Annotated in this window: 16 protein-coding genes; 10 read left to right on the top strand and 6 right to left on the bottom strand. The window is 54.5% G+C overall.

Annotated elements, in window-relative coordinates:
* Nucleotides 1-83: 83 nt before the first annotated feature.
* Nucleotides 84-1,856, bottom strand: a complete 1,773-nt coding sequence (locus ABU190_RS07040) for a sigma-54-dependent Fis family transcriptional regulator (protein WP_354690856.1) — start codon at nt 1,854-1,856, stop codon at nt 84-86.
* Nucleotides 1,857-2,128: 272 nt separating this feature from the next.
* Here ABU190_RS07040 and ABU190_RS07035 point away from each other — a divergent pair, with 272 nt between their 5' ends.
* The 4 genes from ABU190_RS07035 to ABU190_RS07020 all read left to right on the top strand — a co-directional run bounded on the left by ABU190_RS07035 (nt 2,129) and on the right by ABU190_RS07020 (nt 5,980).
* On the top strand, nt 2,129-3,649 hold the full coding sequence (locus ABU190_RS07035) for an aldehyde dehydrogenase family protein (protein ID WP_039079421.1): 1,521 nt from the start codon (nt 2,129-2,131) through the stop codon (nt 3,647-3,649).
* 377 nt (nt 3,650-4,026) lie between these two features.
* Entirely contained in the window at nt 4,027-4,392 is a 366-nt protein-coding gene (locus ABU190_RS07030; protein ID WP_223878705.1) for a response regulator, read from the top strand.
* Nucleotides 4,392-5,030, top strand: a complete 639-nt coding sequence (locus ABU190_RS07025) for a chemotaxis protein CheC (protein ID WP_039079419.1) — start codon at nt 4,392-4,394, stop codon at nt 5,028-5,030. The genes ABU190_RS07030 and ABU190_RS07025 overlap by 1 nt, the downstream gene beginning before the upstream one ends.
* Nucleotides 5,031-5,035: 5 nt before the next feature.
* Nucleotides 5,036-5,980 carry a diguanylate cyclase gene (locus tag ABU190_RS07020; RefSeq protein ID WP_354690855.1) on the top strand — a complete coding sequence of 315 codons (945 nt, stop codon included), beginning with the start codon at nt 5,036-5,038 and terminating at the stop codon, nt 5,978-5,980.
* Nucleotides 5,981-6,207: 227 nt separating this feature from the next.
* Here the strand turns inward: ABU190_RS07020 and ABU190_RS07015 are convergent, their stop codons facing one another.
* The 4 genes from ABU190_RS07015 to ABU190_RS07000 all read right to left on the bottom strand — a co-directional run bounded on the left by ABU190_RS07015 (nt 6,208) and on the right by ABU190_RS07000 (nt 10,870).
* The gene (locus ABU190_RS07015) at nt 6,208-7,470 is read right to left on the bottom strand and encodes an aromatic amino acid transporter (protein WP_354690854.1); all 1,263 of its coding nucleotides are present in this window, start codon (nt 7,468-7,470) and stop codon (nt 6,208-6,210) included.
* Nucleotides 7,471-7,630: 160 nt separating this feature from the next.
* Nucleotides 7,631-9,001: a tyrosine phenol-lyase gene (locus ABU190_RS07010; protein ID WP_107224555.1), complete on the bottom strand. Its 1,371-nt coding sequence runs from the start codon at nt 8,999-9,001 to the stop codon at nt 7,631-7,633.
* A gap of 599 nt (nt 9,002-9,600) precedes the next feature.
* On the bottom strand, nt 9,601-10,284 hold the full coding sequence (locus tag ABU190_RS07005) for a PAS domain-containing protein (protein WP_354690853.1): 684 nt from the start codon (nt 10,282-10,284) through the stop codon (nt 9,601-9,603).
* A 298-nt stretch (nt 10,285-10,582) separates the two neighbouring features.
* Nucleotides 10,583-10,870, bottom strand: coding sequence for a SelT/SelW/SelH family protein (locus ABU190_RS07000; protein ID WP_354690852.1), 288 nt, complete (start codon nt 10,868-10,870; stop codon nt 10,583-10,585).
* 223 nt (nt 10,871-11,093) lie between these two features.
* Between ABU190_RS07000 and ABU190_RS06995 the strand changes: the two genes are divergently transcribed.
* The 5 genes from ABU190_RS06995 to ABU190_RS06975 all read left to right on the top strand — a co-directional run bounded on the left by ABU190_RS06995 (nt 11,094) and on the right by ABU190_RS06975 (nt 17,167).
* On the top strand, nt 11,094-13,466 hold the full coding sequence (locus ABU190_RS06995; protein ID WP_354690851.1) for a TonB-dependent receptor: 2,373 nt from the start codon (nt 11,094-11,096) through the stop codon (nt 13,464-13,466).
* 69 nt (nt 13,467-13,535) lie between these two features.
* Nucleotides 13,536-14,588: a ChuX/HutX family heme-like substrate-binding protein gene (locus tag ABU190_RS06990; RefSeq protein ID WP_354690850.1), complete on the top strand. Its 1,053-nt coding sequence runs from the start codon at nt 13,536-13,538 to the stop codon at nt 14,586-14,588.
* On the top strand, nt 14,585-15,403 hold the full coding sequence (locus ABU190_RS06985; RefSeq protein ID WP_079496672.1) for a hemin ABC transporter substrate-binding protein: 819 nt from the start codon (nt 14,585-14,587) through the stop codon (nt 15,401-15,403). Before ABU190_RS06990 ends, ABU190_RS06985 begins: the two co-directional genes overlap by 4 nt.
* Nucleotides 15,403-16,395: an iron ABC transporter permease gene (locus ABU190_RS06980; protein WP_354690849.1), complete on the top strand. Its 993-nt coding sequence runs from the start codon at nt 15,403-15,405 to the stop codon at nt 16,393-16,395. Before ABU190_RS06985 ends, ABU190_RS06980 begins: the two co-directional genes overlap by 1 nt.
* Complete coding sequence (locus tag ABU190_RS06975) at nt 16,388-17,167, top strand: heme ABC transporter ATP-binding protein (RefSeq protein ID WP_354690848.1); 780 nt, start codon at nt 16,388-16,390, stop codon at nt 17,165-17,167. The genes ABU190_RS06980 and ABU190_RS06975 overlap by 8 nt, the downstream gene beginning before the upstream one ends.
* 32 nt (nt 17,168-17,199) lie before the next feature.
* Here the strand turns inward: ABU190_RS06975 and katG are convergent, their stop codons facing one another.
* Nucleotides 17,200-19,383: a catalase/peroxidase HPI gene (katG, locus tag ABU190_RS06970; protein ID WP_354690847.1), complete on the bottom strand. Its 2,184-nt coding sequence runs from the start codon at nt 19,381-19,383 to the stop codon at nt 17,200-17,202.
* A 319-nt stretch (nt 19,384-19,702) separates the two neighbouring features.
* On the opposite strand from katG, the gene ABU190_RS06965 reads away from it, so the two are divergent.
* Nucleotides 19,703-20,368: an HAD family hydrolase gene (locus ABU190_RS06965; protein ID WP_354690846.1), complete on the top strand. Its 666-nt coding sequence runs from the start codon at nt 19,703-19,705 to the stop codon at nt 20,366-20,368.
* The last annotated feature ends 1 nt before the right edge of the window (nt 20,369 follow it).

The following is a 20,369-nucleotide window of genomic DNA, read 5'->3' as shown; positions in this document are numbered from 1 at the left end:
CCGATTCATCCTCTCTAATAACCCGACAGTCAGGGAAAGCTAATCTCTGTTCTGAGCAAGGGAAACACCCCTGTAAGCGCAATTCAGACGCTGCCGACGCTCTGGCGTTTTTCCAGTCGCCGGTAAAGCGTACTGCGTGAAATTCCCAGTTTTTTTGCCGCCAGGCTCATATTCCCCTGGGCCTCACGGATGGCGATTTGCTCATCGGCAGGGGCAGACAACATAACGGGCGCCGGGGCGGGAGTGGGATCGCCGGGCAGATCCGCCAGCCGGACCACCGAATGGTCATCCGCCAGTGCCAGTAATACCCGCAACTGGCTTAACAACTGACGCACATTGCCCGGCCAGGGGCGGGCGGCAAGGGCGTGGATAGCCTCTTCGCTCAGGGTAATATCACGCGCGCTGGCGCCCAGCTCCTGCCACAATTTATGGATAAACTGGCGAGTGTCGGGCCATTCGCGCAGCGGCGGGATGCGCAGATGAAACTCCTGAATGCGGTACAGCAGGTCTTCACGAAATGCCCCTGAGGCCACCTGTGCGGTAAGATCCTGATGGGTGGCGCAGATCAGCGCAAAATTGACGCTGTAGGCGGTATTTGAGCCGAGCGGCGTCACTTTTTTCTCCTGCAATACCCGAAGTAATCGGGTTTGCAGACCCGGTGGCATATCGCCGATTTCATCAAGAAACAGAACACCGCCATGGGCTTCGCGGAATTTCCCGCTATAGCCTTTCGGGTTGGCCCCGGTAAATGCGCCTGGGGCATAGCCAAACAGCTCCGATTCAATCAGATTCTCGGGCAGGGCCGCGCAGTTAATGGCGACAAAATTACCCTCCCGCCACTGGCTGCGGCTGTGTAACTCGCGGGCGCAATGCTCTTTACCGCTTCCTGTCTCGCCGGTGATACACAGGGCAATCCCGGCATTGATAATCCGCAGCGCTTTCTCTTTTTCCGGGTCAACCGTAACCGGCGTGTGGGCGACGCCACGCCCCATATAGCGGCGGGTGGGTGTGGTCTGGCGGGCGTAATAACGCTGACGATTGCTGGCTTCCAGGGTGGTTTCACCCGCATTAAGAGTGATGCCGGGAAACAGTGTCTCGATCGCTGTCGCACCAAAGTGTCCCGGTGTGAGACAGAACTCGTCTATCGCCAGCTTGTTTGCTCCCAGCAACGTGTTCTGCTCAAAAATCAGCAGCAGCTCCTGAGCGCTTCCCAGCACGCTGGCGTCACTGTGCAGGCTCAGCAACCAGCGATCGGCACTGACGGTGCTGGCGGCCCACGCATGCTCAATCTGGCAGACTGCCCGGCGAATCAGGGCGGCCGCATCGTGTTTCGGCAGTTGCGCCGGGGTGGAGATGTCCAGTACGCCGGCCACGGTGCCGTCCGGGCGAAATACCGGTGAAGCGGAACAGAACAGCCCGGCATTGCGGTTAAGGTAGTGTTCACCGCCGGAGACCTCGCAGTGGCGCTGCATAGCCAGCGCGGTGCCAATGGCGTTGGTTCCCCGTGCATGTTCACCCCACAAATTGCCCGGCGCCAGCGCATAACGCTGCGCTTTATGCAGGAAATCGGCATTGCCGTGGGTTTCCAGTACCAGGCCGGTGGCATCCGACATCACCATAATAGACGGATGGCTGGACAATTCCGGTTGCAGCCTGGCAAGAAGCGGCGCAACTAACTTGCTTATCCAGGCGTTTTCCGCCCGCGCGTCTTTCAGCATCGACCTGGCCACCCACGGCTGGGTGTCGTCGTCGCGGTGAAGCCCGTAATTGAGGCTACGCTGCCAGGAGTCTTCCAGTTGGCAGGGAAGGCCAGTGGTCTGCGGGGCGAGAGTAAAAGACGGTACGCGATGCGGCATGGCACACTCCGGAGAACTGAGATGTTACAATTGTGTAGCATAAAAGTGTCCCGCGTGTAGCGATGGACGACACAGTTCGCGAAGGGCGGTGCGATTTTTTTATCCTGCCCGACAGCAATGATAAAAATTTTAATTTCGTAACGCGTTGTTTTAGAAAAAGATAAAAGAATTTCTCTGTTCGGCGCAGGTTTTGGCATAAGAGCTGCTTATGAAGAGATGTCCGCACAGGGCGCGACGCCTCACCTGTACCCATAAAAATAGAGGAACATCTTATGAAATACATTCACCCTGGCCAGACTGGCGCTAAAGTCTCCTTTAAAAAACGTTATGGCAACTACATTGGCGGTGAATTTGTCGATCCTGTAGAAGGGCGCTGGTTTACCAACACCACGCCGGTGACCGGGGAAGTGATTGCTGAGTTCCCGCGTTCAGGTGCCGCAGACATTGAAAAGGCGCTCGACGCCGCCCATGCCGCCGCAGACGCGTGGGGCAAAACCAGCGCGCAGGATCGTTCCAACGTGCTGCTGGCGATCGCCGATCGCATTGAGCAGAATCTGGAGTTGCTGGCGCTGACGGAAACCTGGGATAACGGTAAACCGATCCGCGAAACCCTGAATGCCGACTTGCCGCTGGCGGTGGATCACTTCCGCTACTTTGCGGGCTGTATTCGCGCACAGGAAGGGACCGCAGCAGAAATTGACAGCAATACCGTCGCCTATCACATTTATGAACCGCTGGGGGTGGTCGGTCAGATTATCCCGTGGAACTTTCCACTATTGATGGCCGCCTGGAAACTGGCGCCAGCGCTGGCGGCAGGTAACTGTATCGTACTGAAACCGGCAGAACAGACCCCGCTCGGCATTTGCGTGCTGATGGAGTTAATTGGTGATTTGCTGCCGAAAGGGGTGCTGAACGTGGTGCACGGCTACGGTACCGAAGCGGGTGAACCACTGGCGCGCAGCAAGCGTATTGAAAAAATCGCCTTTACCGGCTCAACGCCTATCGGCCGCCATATCCTCTCTTGTGCCGCAGACAACATCATTCCGAGCACCGTCGAACTGGGCGGTAAATCGCCGAACATCTACTTTGAAGATGTACTCAATGGCGACGAAGAGTATATCGATAAAGCCATCGAAGGGGTGGTGCTGGGCTTCTTTAACCAGGGTGAAGTCTGTACCTGTCCGTCACGCGTGCTGGTACAAGAATCTATCTACCCGCAGTTTGTTGAAAAAGTCGTGGCGCGTATGGAAAACATCCGCAAAGGCGACCCCTTTGACACCGACACCATGATCGGCGCGCAGGCCTCCCGCGAGCAGTACGACAAGATCCTCTCTTATATCAATATCGCCAGAGAGGAAGGGGGCGAAATCATCACCGGCGGCGCGCACGTTGCGCACGATAACCATCTGCAAAATGGCTTCTATATCCAGCCGACATTGATCAAAGGCGAGAATCATATGCGCTGCTTCCAGGAGGAGATCTTCGGGCCGGTTATCGGGATCACCACCTTTAAAGATGAAGCGGAAGCGCTGCGCATCGCGAACGACACGGAATATGGACTGGGGGCCGGGCTGTGGACGCTGGATATTAATCGTGCATGGCGCATGGGGCGCAACATTAAAGCCGGTCGCGTGTGGACCAACTGCTACCATCTCTATCCGGCCCATGCGGCATTTGGTGGCTATAAAAACTCCGGCGTAGGGCGTGAGACCCATAAACTCGCGCTGAGCCACTATCAACAGATTAAAAACTTGCTGGTGAGCTACAGCGGTAAGGCGATGGGCTTCTACTAATACCGCGTCTATTGCGTCAACATCGGGGAAAAGCGGGGCCGCCATGCTCCGCTTTTCTCTTTTTAACGGCGAGGTACCCTGCGTAATGTATTTCCGCCTTGCACATATGCCTCTTTTTTCTGCGCATTGCCCGCCTGTTTTCGCACTAGAATGGCGTTGTGGCGAATAAAACATCAATTAGCAGACTAAGCTGCACGCAATATGCAACTTCTTACAATCTGGCACTAATTAATTCGTCATTGTTGCCGATGAATAGTGTTACCTAACGGAAATATTGCGCAATCAGGGTGAGAATAAGCGGTACTGCGTGCAAAGACCGACACAGCTAGTCGGGTGATTTTTATGCCAGTTGAATAAATAAAAGAGAAAGTAAAATTATGTCCAGACATATTCTCATCGTGGATGACAGCCGGTTGTCACGCATGATCTCAAAGCAGTATGTGCTCAGCCAGCATCCTGAGTGGCAGATTGAAGAGGCGATGACGGGCGAGCAGGCTATTGAGATGGCGGCCATCAAAAAACCGTATCTGATCCTGTTGGATGTCAATATGCCAGGAATGGGCGGTCTTGCGGCGGCGGCTATCCTGCGTGAGACGCACCCGGATATGCACATCGTACTGCTGACGGCTAACGTGCAGAACTCCGTGCAGGCGCAGGCCGACCAGCTTGGTCTGGGCTTTTTATCCAAACCGATTAAAGAACCGCAAATTCGCGCCATGCTGCAAAACCTGGAGTCGAACTGATGATCGATTTGACGGATATGAGCGAAATCGAAGCAGACAGCCTGATGGAGATCTTCAATATCGGTGTGGGTCACGCGGCTGCCGCGATGAGTGACATCGTTAATGAAGAAGTCCGCATGTCTGTCCCGTCGGTGCGCATTACCACCCGTTCGGAAGCGGCCGATGAGCTCGGGGCCGGTCTCTCATTGTGTGGCATCAGCCAGCAATACAAAGGGGCGTACGCCACCGAAGCTATTCTGATGTTTCCGGAGACCGCCAGCTTTGAAATCGTCCGCATGATGGTAGGGGATCTCATCCCTGCCCATGAACTGGGTGAGATGGAACGCGAAGCGATGAGCGAAATCGGCAACATTGTGCTCAATGCCTGTGTGGGCACGCTGGCGAATATGTTTCAAAAAGAGTTACAGGGTTCATTGCCCGTGTTTCGTGTGGGGACCAGTGAGCAGATCCTGAACCCGTCGCACGACCCCAGCGACCCGTCGGTGCTAATGTTGCGCATCGATTTTTCGCTGGAACGTCAGGAAATTGAAGGGTATCTGGCTTTTATCCTGGACATGTCGGCGTTGCGTGATTTGCGCGAACAAATCAGCCTCTATATTGAACGCGTTGAATCTGGTTTTGCTTCCGACGGGCTCTGATAACCATGAATGACAAGCTGCTACTGGATGCATTTTCCGCCCTGAGTCTGGGCGTGATTGTTGTTGATGCGAACTACAAGATTACGTTGTGGAACGCGTGGCTAGAAGCACATACAGGTCGTGCGGCAAGCGAAGCCAAAGGTCAGGATTTTTTCGCGGTTTTTCCGGATTTGCGTAACCATCGGGTTGGCGTAGCGATTAAACAAGCGATATGCCACAACTTACCGGCTCTGTTGTCGCAATCGCTGCATCGTTCGCCTTTCCCGCTGTTTGCGGAACCCGCACAGCCCGGTGAGCGTTTAAGCCAGGCGATCACTATCGTCCCGCTGGGCGATGTGGAGCGTTACTGCCTCATTCAGATTGTCGATGTCAGCATGGCCGTTCGCCGGGAGTCGCTGTTACGCGAACAGGCACATGTGCTGCTCTCACAATCGTTATCCGACGGACTGACGTCCGTGGGGAACCGTCGCTATTTCGATCTGTGCATTGAGAAAGAGTGGCGTGCCAGTAAGCGTAATAACAAACCACTGGCGCTGTTGTTGATTGATGTGGATTACTTCAAGCGCTACAACGATCGCTACGGTCATCAGCAGGGCGATCTGTGCCTGCAACAGATAGCGGCGGCCATGCGAAGTTCACTGTTGCGCCCCTATGACATGCTTTTTCGTTACGGCGGGGAGGAGTTTTGTGCGCTCTTGCCGGAAACGCGCTCGGCTGATGCCGTCGTCGTGGCGGAAAGATTACGTGCGAGTGTTCAGGCGCTGGGGCTGCCGCATTCTGGTTCGCCGGGCGACGTTGTGAGCGTCAGCGTAGGTGTTGCCAGCCTCAACCAACGTGTGCATACAGACTATGGCAGCTTGATTCAGGCGGCGGATGACGCACTCTACGAGGCTAAGCGTTCAGGGCGTAATATTGTTCGCGCCAGCACCGCAGCCAGGAACCAGGCGTAATCCCCGCCAAACCGTCGAGCCGGGTTAAGCGGGGATTCGAGCACAGCAAAGCGTTTTACCACCGGGGCCTGCAATGCAGGCCCTGCTTATTGGCAGCGTGTTTTTCTACGTAGCCCCACGCTGCGTAAAACTGTCACCACAACTCGCAGCAACGTAAACCGGCAAAACAGCGGCTGCTGATACTGGAGCAGCGTCAGAAACATCGCCATCCTCCGTACTACCGCCCGTCAGTGAAAAACGGGAAGCAGGCCAAAAACTTCCAGAATAACGGTTAAATAGACAATCCCGCCGCAGACGATAACGGTGTTAAGCGTGGCATTATTGCAGGGCGCACGGTAAGCGGCTGTGGCGAAGCGCTGGCGGGCGCTTTTGACCAGGAAAGGTGGCAGGATCACGCTCCAGATGGTAAACGCCAGCCCGGCATAGCCGATGGCGTGGACAAAGCCGTTGGGGAAGAACAGGCACACCGCCGCCGGGGGCAGGTAGGTCACAATGGCCGTTTTGCAGCGCCCGATGCCGTTATTGGCAAAATGGAACAGGTCGGCGATGTAATCAAACAGACCGAGCGTGGCAGCCAGTAGCGAACTGGCAACGGCAAAGTTACCAAAGAAGGTCAAAATCAATTCCATATAGCGGCTGGTAAAAATCCCGCCAATCGCCTCAACAAACACATCAATATTGCCCCCTTTGGCGATGATCGGCGAGAAGTCGGCACGACTGATGTTGCCCATGGTCACCGCCAGCCAGAAGATATAGAGAATCAGCGCAAATAACGTTCCGACGATGATGGAATTTTTAATGTGGTGAATATTCTCTTTACCGTAGAGCTTCACCAGGCTTGGCACATTGCCATGAAAACCGAAAGAGATAATACAAAACGGCAGTGTCATTAACACATAGGGCAAATAGCGGGTTTGCGGCAAGGCGACGCTGGCGGTATCGAACAGATTATCAATGTTAATCGTGCCGATCATGCCGGAAAAAGTGGCGAAAAAAGCGATAAATTTACCGAAGATCAGAACGGTGGTGATGCGGCCCACCAGCAGCGAGCTGTACCATGCAATCAGGCTGACAATCACACTAACCAGAATAATCGACACAGGGGAAGGTAAGTGCATCCCGCTGTATTTGGCGATGGTGTTCGATAATACCGCCGACGAGCCGGAAATATAGGCGTAGGTGAGAATATATAAAACAAAACCGAAGGCGAGGCCGACCACGAAATTCCAGCGTTTGCCGAGCAGTTCCAGAGTAAATGTATTAAAGCTGGCACCGACATCAAAATGCAGATTCACCTCAACCAGCATTAATCCGGTCATCAGCATCATCAGTGAAATAGCGATAAGGATCAGGGTGGCACCCGGAAACCAGACGCCCGCCATCGCGATAGGCAGTGAAAACATACCGCCACCCACCACGGTGGCAATAACAAGCATGGCGCCGCTGGTCAGCCCGGCGTCACGAATCGGTTCAGATAAAGAGAGGGCCATAATAGATATTCCTGAATAAGTATCCTACCCGTCGTTATTCAGGTTGCACGCGCGTTGGCAGCAACGCGAATAGTCAGGGTAGCGTTATATAAGTTTGAACATCATTTTTTATCGGCGAGAAACAAAACTGCCCCATCAGGTCATGGGGCAGGAAAACACATTAAATGTATTCAAAGCGTGCGGTAAAGAAACGCAACTGTTTAGGTTCGTAAGTGAACCGTAACCCGCGAATATCCTCTTTGTGTTTATATAACTGAATAATCCCATCGGCGACGACATCCATATGCGCATAGGTGTATACGCGGCGTGGAATGGTCAGGCGTACCGTTTCCAGTTTCGGTTTATGGTGCTCGCCAGTCTCTTTATTGCGCCCGGCGGAGATAATACCGCGCTCCATGCTGCGCACCCCGGTTTCCACGTAAATACTGGCCGCCAGGCTCTGCGCCGGGAACTGTTCCTGGCTCAGATGCGGGCAGAAACGGCGGGCATCCAGGAATACCGCGTGGCCGCCAACGGGTTCAACAATCGGCACGCCCGCCGCTTTCAGTTTGTCACCGAGATAGCGTACCTGCTTAATACGGTGCTCGATGTATTCAAACTGCATGGCTTCGCGCAGGCCAATCGCCATGGCTTCCATGTCGCGCCCGGCCAGGCCGCCATAAGAGGGCATCCCTTCGTAAACCACCACCAGCTCACGCGCCTGAGAGAACAGGTCGTCATCGTTCATGCACAGGAAACCGCCGATATTCACCAGACAGTCTTTTTTACCGCTCATGGTGCAGCCATCGGCATAGCTGAACATCTCATGCACGATCTCTTTAATGCTCTTATTCTCAAAGCCTTTTTCCTGCTCTTTGATGTAATAAGCATTCTCCACGCAGCGCGTTGCATCGTAATAAACCTTGATGCCATGTGCGCTGGTGAGCTCACGCACCGCACGCATGTTTTCCATTGAAACCGGCTGCCCACCTGCCAGGTTAACGGTCACCGCCAGGCAGATATAGGCAATATTTTTGGCCCCTTTTTCATCGATCAATTTTTGCAGTTTATTCAGGTCGATATTGCCTTTAAAGGGAACGTTCAGCGTGGCGTCATGCGCTTCATCACGCACGATATCAACAAAGGAGGCGCCATTTTTTTCCTGATGATAACGGGTAGTGGTGAAGTACATATTGCCCGCCACATACTGTCCCGGTTTTATCGCCAGTTGTGATAACAGGTTTTCCGCGCCACGTCCCTGGTGGGTCGGCACAATATGTTTAAAGCCGAACAACTCACGTACGGTGGCTTCCAGGTGATAGAAGTTGACGCTGCCTGCATAGGCTTCATCACCCATCATCATACCCGCCCACTGTTTATCGCTCATGGCGTTGGTGCCGCTATCCGTCAGCAGATCGATATACACATCTTTGGAATTCAATAAGAAGGTATTCAGTCCTGCTTCTTCCATTTTTTTAAGACGCTCATCACGGGGAATCATTGAGACGGTTTCAACACTTTTAATACGGAATGGTTCTGCCGGATAGATCATTTTATATCTCCAGTGAGTTCTGTAATTTAAAAAGTTATAGCGAATCGAATTCCTCCAGTTAATTCTGGAGGCGTCTTATTGTCCTTTCCCTTTCCCGGGAATCATTTGGCAAACGCATCATGCGATAAACATATGGCAAAGGGAATAGCGGGAGGGGAATTCTATTTTGGCGCTTTTTTAAATAATGTAAAACGGGTGATAAAGTTCACAATAATAATAAAATATATTGTATTTTCAATTGATTATGCGAGTGCTAAGTCATGATGGCATAAAAAAGAGGACAATAAATCCCTTTATTATGGAACATTCGGTGAACGACGTTTTTTTGTCGCTGTTTTGAAATGTGAACCAGCGAAGCGAAATTGAGAAATAAATCCCGTTTTCGCTTTCATTCATTTCATAAAGACCACTTATTATCGTCAATATTACTTTACGGGTAGAGTGTATTGTGATGTAAAAGCATTATTTTTCAGTCAATTAAATGAATCGTAAAGCGTGGGGCGCCTGGTTTTCCGTTCACAAAGTACACTGGAACAGGCATCGGAAGTGAAGGGAAAAATGAACCGGGCGCAGCCATGATGGCCGCGCAAAGAAAGGCATTAAGCCTGGTGGGACTTACGTTCACGCAGATATTTGTAGATGGCGTAGCGGGTGATGCCAAGACGGGCGGCGACAATCTTCACAGCATCTTTTAGCTCGAAAATGCCGTTATTATACAGTTGGTTAACCACCTCTTTGTTTTTGAATTTGCTGGTTATCATGACGTCTTTTTGTACGCTGGCGATGACGTTGTTTGCCGCTTCCAACACAACCTCATGCGGGCTGGCACCGAAATGTTCGGTAAAAGGCATGGGTTCATCACCGTCCGGGATCAGGGTTTCGAGCATCTGGTGAAAGGGAACAGAGAGATTGATATTGACGCAAAATAACCCAATCGCTTTGCCTTCTTCGCCAAAGAGCACCGACGTCGCTGATTTAAACAACTCGCCTTTTTTATTTCGCGTAAAATAGCTCAGCGTATTATTGATGCCAGTCTTGTTAAACAATTGCAGCGTTTTAAGTCCCATATCGGTAATGGGCGAGCCGATCGTTCTGCCGGTGTGGTGGCCATTAATAATTTTATTCACCGACGCGTTGTGATCCTCAAATGAATGCAGCACCACTTCGCAGTGTGGCCCTATCAGGCCTGCGATCATTTCTGCAAGCTGTGAAAATGATTTCATGCACTCGGTATCTGCGTCGGTAAATAAGCCAATATCCTTGATTGATTCATCTTTATTCATTGTGATCTCCATTGGGTTTATTTTTCGCATCATATCGGGCATAGGAAACGGCTTAATAGAGAACGCTAAACAATATGAAGCGGATCACTTAAATAGAGTAATTTATTTTGAATCAAGATGTTGCATTAAAACCGGTAAATAAATATTTACTCTGTGCAGAATTATTGGCAGCGGTAGTTTTGGGAAGTGAAATAGCAATGATGACCAGGGATATTAAGGTGGCGGGGCGCTGTTTGTCTGACAATTATTCGTTTATGCGCGAGCAACAAATATAAACTGCTCGCACATTTTATGTTGGCTAGTCGCTTTTCATTTCCAGATGCCCGAGATCTTTTTCCGGGAAGCAGTAATCTCGCACGCGGCGTTTTAGCTCTGCGGCATCCGGAAAACCGCCATCCACTTTACGGTCCCAGATAACCTTTCCGTCGATATCAATGACAAAAATACCGCCCGTACCCGGTACCAGGGTGACGGAAGCTAAGTCGGCACTAAAGCTGTGAAGCAGCTCCTGCGCCATCCAACTGGCGCGCAGCATCCAGTTGCACTGGGAGCAGTACTGTAAGGTGATGGCGGGTTTGTTTTGCATAATTATGTTAACCAGCAAGTGTAAACGTTGGCTTAGTGTAGACAAAAGAATGCGCAAAGCGTGAAGAAATTGTGAAGTTGTTGCAACTGATAATAGTTATCATTATGATTCCGATCAAGATAAAGAGCGGTGCAGTGTGTCTTGTGCTGACAGCACCCGCTCAATAAAAAGACTGGAAGCAACGGTGGGCCTGATACTAATAAATTCTAAGGCTTGCAACATTATGGGTACATCGCAACTTTCCCGGACACCGTTTCGCAAGAGCGTCCTGGTGACTTCACTGCTCGCAGCACTGTATCAGACCTCCGCCGTGGCGGCTGATGCTCATGTAAAACAGACCACCGCAACCGATACCCGGCAGGACAATGCCGAGGAGATGGTTGTTACTGCACCAGCACCGATACTGAAAGCGGGCAGCAGCCATACGGTAAATGCAGAGGATCTGCAAAACAAAGGCGCCAACGACTTTGGCTCAATCATGCGCTACGAGCCGCTTATTAGCGCCACCGGCGCAAGCGGGGGTTCCGGCAATGGCAAAAGCGGCTTTGACCGTGGTGGCTATACCGGATACAACATTCGTGGCCTGGAAAGTAACCGTGTTGGTATCGACGTTGACGGTATTGCGCAACCCGATGCCACCGGGCGCAGTTATGTCAGCCGCTCCGGCCTGAATACCTTTGGTATTGGTCGCGATTATATCGACCCCTATATGTACGGTGGGATTGATATTCAGTCTGGCGCCACCTCCACCGAAACCGCCAATACCTCTATCGGCGGCAACGTCTCGTTCCAGCCGAAATCGGCAGACAATTACCTGCACGCGGGTAAGCAGACCTACTTTGGTTACCAGTCGGATTATGATTCAGCGGATCGTAGCTGGCACAATGGCCTGACGACGGCGGGCGGCGATGAAACCCTGCGCGGCATCTTTGTTTACAGTCGTCGTGACGGTCAGCAGACCCGTAATAACAGCGGCACAATTGACGCCTATCCGGCCAACTGGCACTCCGATGCGATGCTGGCTTCCGGTATCTGGCAGCCGAACGATGTGCATAAATTTACCGGTACGCTGGATTACTACCACAAGACCAACCATACCCATTACGATGCGTGGAACAGCGCAGGCAGTTTCATTATCGGCAACGCCAACCAGACCAGCCAGACGCGTCGCTGGGGTGTCAGCCTGAAAGATGACTGGACGCCAGTGAATGTCTGGCTGGACAGCATGTCCACCAAAGTTTACTACCAGCATACGGAAGCCCACGACTGGACATACATGCCGGACAGCACCACGCTGTCGATGGAGACGGTAAATTCAAACTACGATACCGATACCTGGGGCATCACCAACGCGCTGACGAAAACCCTCGGGCGCCACGATTTAAGCGCCGGTTTCAACGCCAGCACCACCAAAACACAGCGTCCGTTCAGCCAGTCGCCAATACCGAGTGTGTTTAGCGAGATTATGCAGCCGGAAGCCGATAGCCGTGGCTACACGCTGGGGGCGTTCGCCCAGGATCAGATTAATTTCGACCTTGCCGATCGTAACTTTGCGATTATCCCCGGCGTGCGCGTTGTGCATCAGTCAATGAAGCCGGACAACCTCGCCAGTCTGACCAGCAACAGCACGGTGCTGGATGAGTCTGACGTGTCCACGCTGTATGGCAAAAACTCAGACACCCAGTGGCTGCCATCGCTGACCCTCCAGTACGATCTGACGCCGCGCCTGATGACCTACCTGCAATACAAACGCGGGGCGGAATTCCCCAACGCCAGCCAGTTGTACGGCTCCTGGAATCTGGGCTCAAACTATGCAGGGCGCGGGCAGTATGCGCTGGTGGGTAATACCGACCTTAAAACCGAAACCAGCGATAATCTCGAATGGGGGATGAAAGGCGAGGTGACGGAAGGCATTACCCTGCGCACCGCGCTGTTCTACAACAGTTACAAGAACTTTATCGCCTATACGCGTTACACCCGTACCGGCAACCCGGACAAGTTCACCCGCGTGCCGTCCAACATTTACACCATTTATCAGGCGGAAAACCGCGATAAAGCCTTTATCTATGGCGGTGAAATCAGCACTAAATTTAACTTCGGCACCTGGTTTGAAGAGATTAATGGCCTGAGCGCGACCCTGGCGTACGGCTATACGCAGGGCCAGTCGAAATCGAGCTATATGGGCGACAAATACATCGACCTTGATAGTGTGGCGCCGATGAAAGCCATTGCAGGCGTGGCCTGGGATGACCCGGCAAAACGGTATGGTACCGCGCTGACCGCCACCTTCGTCAAAGGCAAGCAGGCCACCGCGACCACCCGTGAATCCTACAGCAATACCGGCTCGTCCCTTGGCGAATCCAGCGCCGAATACATGCGCGTGCCGGGCTATGGCCTGCTGGACTGGACCGCGTACTGGCAGGTGGCGAAGAACGTCAAACTGCACGGCGGCGTTTATAACATCACCGATCGCAAATACTGGGATTACCTGAACAGCCGTACCCAGGAGGAGACCACCAATCAGGATACTTACGACAAAGCGCTGGCCGTCATGCCTGGCCGTACATGGCAACTGGGCGTGAACGTCGATTTCTGATTTTTGTTCCATTTAACCTGCCCTCCGGCCTGTGCGCCGGAGGTTTAATCTCATAAAGGAAGCACACCCATGACCCATTCATCGCAAGATTACGCCGCACTCTGGCAGCAGTATCAGGAGATCAAAACCGCGACGCCGGGCAAATACGCGCGCGACATTGCCAGCGAACTGGGGGTAAGCGAAGCGGAACTCACGCACGCCCGCACAGGACATGACGCCATCGCGCTGACCAATGACGCGCGCGAGATCCTGAGCGCACTTGAGTTGGTAGGGGAAACGAAGTGCATTTGTCGCAATGACTATGCGGTTCATGAACATCTGGGCAGTTTTACCAACCTGCATATCAGTGAGCGTGCCGGTCTGGTACTGAACCCACGGGCGCTGGATTTGCGCCTGTTTATCAGCCAGTGGGCCAGTGCCTTTTTTGTGCGTGAAGCAAGTGCGCACGGTGAACGCCAGAGCATACAGTTCTTTGATCATCAGGGGGACGCGGTGCTCAAGGTGTACGCCACGGAACAGACCGATCGCGCCGCGTGGGATGAGGTGGTTGCCCGCTTTAGCGCCCCGCAAGTACAGCCGTTAACGCTGCAACCCATCGACGCACCTGACTACGCGCAGGATGCCGACGGTGCGGCGCTGGACAAAGCCTGGCGTGCAATGACCGATGTGCATCAGTTCTTTGGCCTGTTGAAACAACACAATATTTCCCGCCAGCAGGCCTTTCGGCTGGTCAGGGATGATCTCGCTATGCGGGTGGGTAACGATGCGCTGTCGCAACTGCTCGATACTGTGCTGCGGGAGGGTAACGAAATCATGATTTTCGTGGGCAACCGTGGGTGCGTGCAGATCTTTACCGGCGCGCTGGAAAAGGTGACGCCGATGAAAGGCTGGCTCAACATCTTCAACCCGGCCTTCACCCTGCATGTGCGCGAGGAGACCATTGCCGAAAGTTGGATCACCCGCAAGCCGACCGCCGACGGGCATGTCACCAGTCTTGAGCTGTTTGCCGCCGATGGCACGCAGATCGCCCAGTTGTACGGCCAGCGCAGCGAAGGCCAGCCGGAACAGAGCCAGTGGCGCTCACAGATTGACGCGCTGGCAGAGAAAGGAAAAGCGGCATGAAAAAACTCGTCCTGCTGCTGGCGGCGCTGCCGCTGATGGCCAGCGCCGCCGCCGAACGGATTATCACGCTTGGCGGTGATGTCAGCGAAATTGCCTGGGCGCTGGGGGCGGGGCCGCAGATGGTCGCGCGCGACAGCACCAGCACCTGGCCGGGCGAGGTGCAAAAGCTTCCCGATGTGGGCTATGTGCGTCAGTTGAATGCCGAAGGCATCCTTTCGCTGCGCCCGACCCTTGTCCTGGCAAGCGCCCAGGCGCAGCCCTCGCTGGTACTGAAAAAAGTGGAAGAGAACAACGTGAAGCTGGTCAATGTTCCGGGCGGTTATGACGTGGCGGCCATTGATAAGAAAGTGGACGCTGTCGCCGCCGCCATCGGGAAAACCGCACAAGGGACCGAACTGCGCAAAAAACTGGATGCCGAAATCGCCGCGTTGCCGACGCAACCGCTTAACAAACGCGTGCTGTTTATCCTCAGCCACGGCGGGATGGGGTCAATGGTCGCAGGGCAGGAGACCGCTGCCGACGGGGCGATTCGTGCCGCGGGTTTAATCAATGCGATGCAGGGCTTTAGCCACTATCGCAACCTCTCGCAAGAAGGGGTGATTGCCAGCAAACCGGACCTGGTGGTGATTTCCGCCGACGGCGTCAAAAGCATGGGCGGCGAAGAGAATCTGTGGAAACTGCCCGGTCTTGCACAAACACCTGCCGGGCGCAGTAAGCAACTGCTGATCGTGGACGATATCGCGCTGCTCGGTTTTGGCGTTCGCACCCCACAGGCGCTGAAAGTGCTACGTGACAAAGCGGAGCAACTGCCGTAATGCGCCCTGTGACCCGCTATCTCTGGGGGCTGACGGTACTGCTGGCCGGACTAACGCTGATGGCCAGCACGGTGGGGGCGATGCAGCTCCCGCTTGCCAGCCTCTGGCACAGCGGTGATGAAGCGTTGCGCCAGATTTGGCTGACTATCCGTTTGCCGCGCGTGCTGCTGGCGCTGGTTGTAGGCGCATCGCTGGCGCTTTCCGGCTGCGTGATGCAGGGGCTGTTTCGTAATCCACTGGCAGACCCAGGCCTGCTGGGTGTCAGCAGTGGTGCGGCGCTGGCGGTAGCCTGCTGGCTGGTGCTGCCGTTGACGGTGCCTGCTCTGGTGGCCCTGTATGCCCCGATGCTGGCGGCGTTTCTCGGTAGCGTCGGGGTGATGATGGTGATTTTCATCCTCAGTAAAACCCGCGACAGTTCGCTCTCACGACTGTTACTGGTAGGGATTGCCATTAACGCCCTGTGCGGCGCGCTGGTGGGTGTGCTGTCGTGGATCAGTAATGATGCCCAGTTGCGCCAGCTCTCTTTGTGGGGGATGGGGGGGCTTGGGCAGGCGCAGTGGTCAACGCTTGCCGTCGCCGCTACGCTGATGGTGCCCTCTGCCGTCGTGGTCTGGCGCGTGGCCGGGCAGCTCAACCTGCTGCAACTGGGTGATGAAGAAGCGCATTACCTCGGCGTGAATGTGCCCATGCTACAGCGGTTGCTGCTGCTGTGCAGCGCACTGCTGGTGGCGGCCAGCGTTGCCATCAGCGGCATTATCAGCTTTATTGGCCTGGTGGTGCCGCACCTGATGCGCCTGTGGCTGGGGGCGGACCATCGGGCGCTGGTGCCCGGTTCGGTGCTGGCCGGGGCGATGCTGTTGCTGATTGCCGATACGATTGCGCGCACCGTGGTGGCGCCTGCGGAAATGCCGGTGGGGCTACTCACCAGCGTACTGGGCGCGCCGTGGTTCCTGTGGCTTATCTTCCGTCAGGGGAGGGCGACCCATGGTTAAGTGTCTAACGGCTGAGCACCTCAACCTCTGGGTGGGCGCGCGCCAGTTGATTAACGATGTCTCCGTCACCCTCGAAGCAGGGGAACTGGTGGCGCTGATTGGCCCTAATGGCGCGGGGAAATCGACACTGCTGCGCCTGCTGACCGGGTTTTTAAAGGCCAAAGAGGGGCTGTGTTGTCTGGATGGCCGCCCGCTACACGACTGGCCGTCCGAGATGCTCTCCCGCCACCGGGCGGTGATGCTGCAACAAACCCGGATGCAGTTTGACTGGCCGGTTGAGGGGATTATCGCCATGGGGCGCGCGCCCTGGGGACCGGGCAAAGAAAGTGAAATTGTGCGCAGCGTGATGGCGCTGACCGGTTGTTGCGAACTGGCGGGTCGCCGCTATAGCACACTCTCCGGCGGCGAGCAGCAGCGCGTTCAACTGGCACGCAGTCTGGCGCAGCTCTGGCAGGATGATGGCCCGCAGGGGTGGCTATTTCTTGATGAGCCTACCTCAGCGTTAGATCTCTACCATCAGCAGCAGCTACTGCGCCTGATGAAAAGCCTGACCCGGCGCGGAAAACTGCACGTTTGTACGGTGCTTCACGACCTGAACCTGGCGGCGCTGTGGGCAGACCGGATTTTGCTCTTACATCAGGGAAAACTGGTGGCGCAGGGCACGCCGCAGACGGTTATTCAGAAATCGATCATCGAAAAATGGTATCAGGCGGATGTGCGGGTGGAGCAGCACCCACACAGTGAAAAACCGTATCTCTTTTTAAGCGAATAAACACCCGGCGAGAGGTCTCGCCGGGTTGTCGGTTATTGCAGATCGAAACGGTCGAGATTCATCACCTTCGTCCATGCGGCGACGAAGTCAGCGACAAACTTCTCTTTGGCATCGTCGCTGGCGTACACCTCGGCAAGCGCACGCAGAATCGAGTTAGAACCAAAGATCAGATCGGCACGGGTAGCGGTATATTTCACTTCGCCGCTGGCCCGGTCGCGGCCTTCAAACAGCTCAGCTTTCTCATCAACCGGTTTCCACGCGGTGCGCATATCCAGCAGATTCACGAAGAAATCGGTGCTGAGCACGCCAACGCGGTCAGTGAAGACGCCATGCCGGCTGTCGTCGTAGTTGGCACCCAGCGCACGCAGGCCACCGACCAGAGCGGTCATCTCCGGCGCGGTCAGCGTCAACTGCTGGGCTTTATCAATCAGCAGCGTTTCGGTCGGCATCTCATCTGCCACACGGCGATAGTTGCGGAACCCATCGGCCAGCGGCTCCATCCATTTGAACGACTCAACGTCGGTCTGATCCTGACGGGCATCAACGCGGCCCGGTGTGAACGGCACGCTGATTTTCACGCCAGCATCGGCAGCCGCAAGCTCAATACCTACGCCGCCTGCCAGTACGATGATGTCGGCCAGCGAAGCTTTACCGGATGCCTGCTGAATCTCTTGCAGTACTGGCAGAACTTTGACCGCTGTCGCGTTCACTTCCCAGTCTTTTTGTGGCGCTAACGCCAGACGCGCACCGTTGGCGCCACCGCGTTTATCACCGCCACGGAAGGTGGACGCAGACGCCCAGGCTACGGAGACCAGCTCACTCACCGACAGACCCGATTCGGCAATCGCCGTTTTCAGGCTGGCAATGTCCAGATCGCTCGGTTGGTGGATGGCGGCAGGCAGCGGATCCTGCCAAATCAGATCTTCGCTCGGCACTTCCGGGCCAATGTAGCGGGATTTTGGCCCCATATCGCGGTGGGTCAGTTTGAACCAGGCGCGGGCGAAGGCCTCATTAAAGGCCTGCGGATCGTTCAGGAAGCGGCGGGAAATTTTCTCGAAATCCGGGTCGAAACGCAGCGTCAGGTCCGTCACCAGCATGGTCGGTTTGCGTTTTTTCTCCGGGTGGAACGGGTCAGGAATGATGTCCGGCGCATCTTTCGCTTCAAACTGAATCGCCCCGGCCGGGCTGCGGGTCTGTACCCACTCGTATTTGAAGAGGTTCTCGAAGAAGTAGTTGCTCCACTGGGTCGGGGTTTGTGTCCAGACCACTTCAAGGCCTGAGGTAATGGCATCGGCACCTGCACCGCTGCCATAGCTGCTTTGCCAGCCTAAGCCCTGAGCTTCAATAGACGCCGCTTCCGGCTCGGCGCCAACATGGTCGGCTGAGGCCGCACCGTGGGTTTTCCCCAGCGTATGCCCACCGGCAATCAGGGCGACAATCTCTTCATCGTTCATACCCATGTTGCCAAAGGTCGCACGGATGGCCGCTCCGGCGGAGGTGGGTTCACCGCTGGCGTTCGGGCCTTCCGGGTTGACGTAAATTAACCCCATTTCGGTGGCGCCGATGGCCTGTTGGGCAAGGCTTTCCGGATGACGGTGCTCAAGCCAGTTTTTTTCATTCCCCCAGTTGACGTCGAGATCCGGCTCCCAGACATCTTCACGACCAGCGCCGAAACCGAAGGTGCGAAAGCCTGAGTTTTCCAGCGCCACGTTACCGGCGAGGATGATCAAATCACCCCAGGAGATCTTCTGCCCATATTTTTGTTTCACTGGCCACAGCAGGCGGCGTGCTTTGTCGAGACTCACGTTATCCGGCCAGGAGTTGAGCGGAGCGAAACGCTGCTGCCCGCGGCCTGAACCGCCGCGTCCGTCAATGGTGCGATAGGTCCCGGCACTGTGCCAGGCCATACGAATGAACAGCCCGATATAGCTACCCCAGTCAGCAGGCCACCACTCCTGAGAGTCGGTCAGCACTTTTCTGATATCGGCTTTTAATGCGGAGTAGTCGAGTTTTTTAAACTCTTCACGATAATTGAAGCTTTCGCCTAAAGGATTGGAACGGTTGGAATGTTGATTAAGCAGGTCCACGCGCAATTGCTCTGGCCACCAGTCACGGTTGGTGGTGACACTGCTTTTCTTCGCGGGTTTTGCGCCGCCTTCATGGAAAGGGCATTTGCCTGCGGAGGATTCCGGGGACGTATCTTCTGACATGCTCATATCTGGCTCCATTTGCACTAGTGAGTCTCGTTACGATATACACTGCTTCCAGTTAGAGGTATTTGAATGAATCTACAGATTTGATAGCCAATTCCTTTCTTATAAGCAACACCGTTTGTGGGGAATTAAAATAAAAACGACTCTTATTGACTCATCATTGATCAAGACGGGTACAAAGCGGTATTGCCCCGATCACAAGCGTGTGCCTGTTTTTGTAAAATCGCCATTTTTCAATGCATAAAAAATGCGCCGCTCAACATCGTGATGTCATATATTTTTGTCAGTCTGTGCGTCCAAAACGGATAAAAAGGAAGCCACAATGTCGCAACCGCTTTACGTATTCGATCTGGACAATACGCTGATAGATGGCGACAGCAGCACCATCTTTAGCCGTTTTCTGGTCCGCGAAGGGTATGTCAGCGACCCGGAATATTTGCTGCATGAAGAACGCCTGATGCTCGATTACGCACGAGGGGAGATGGATTTGCAGGAATACGTTGCGCTGATCCTCTCTCCGCTCATCGGACTCAGCCGTGATGACGTTGACCAACTGGTGGCGCGCTGTGTGCAAACCGACATCCGTCCGCGTATTTACCCGCAGGCGCTCGCGCTTATCCAGTCATTACAGGCGCAACACCAGCCGATGTTGATTATCTCGGCTTCCGTCAGCCTGCTGGTGAAGGCAATCGCGCCTGTGCTGGGCATCCGGCACGCCATCGGTATTGAGGTTAAAATGGATAACGACCGCTATACCGACATCATCGACGGCACCCCGAGCTATCAGGAAGGCAAAATCACCTGCCTTCACCACTGGCTCGACGCGCATCCGCAAGCCAATGGTCCGCTGACGTTTTACACCGATTCAATTAATGATCTGCCCCTGTGTCTGCGTGCCGACGAGGTTTTTCTGGTCAATCCCTGTTCACAGCTCGCCGCCCAGGGAGAACAGCACCGTTGGCCGGTGCTGAACTGGCGTCTGGACTAAA

Source organism: Phytobacter sp. RSE-02 (genome assembly GCF_040578655.1).
In the GTDB taxonomy this organism is placed as follows: Bacteria; Pseudomonadota; Gammaproteobacteria; order Enterobacterales; family Enterobacteriaceae; genus Phytobacter; species Phytobacter diazotrophicus.
The sequence above is the reverse complement of the archived record's forward strand: the minus strand, read 5'-3'. Positions and strand labels throughout refer to the sequence as shown.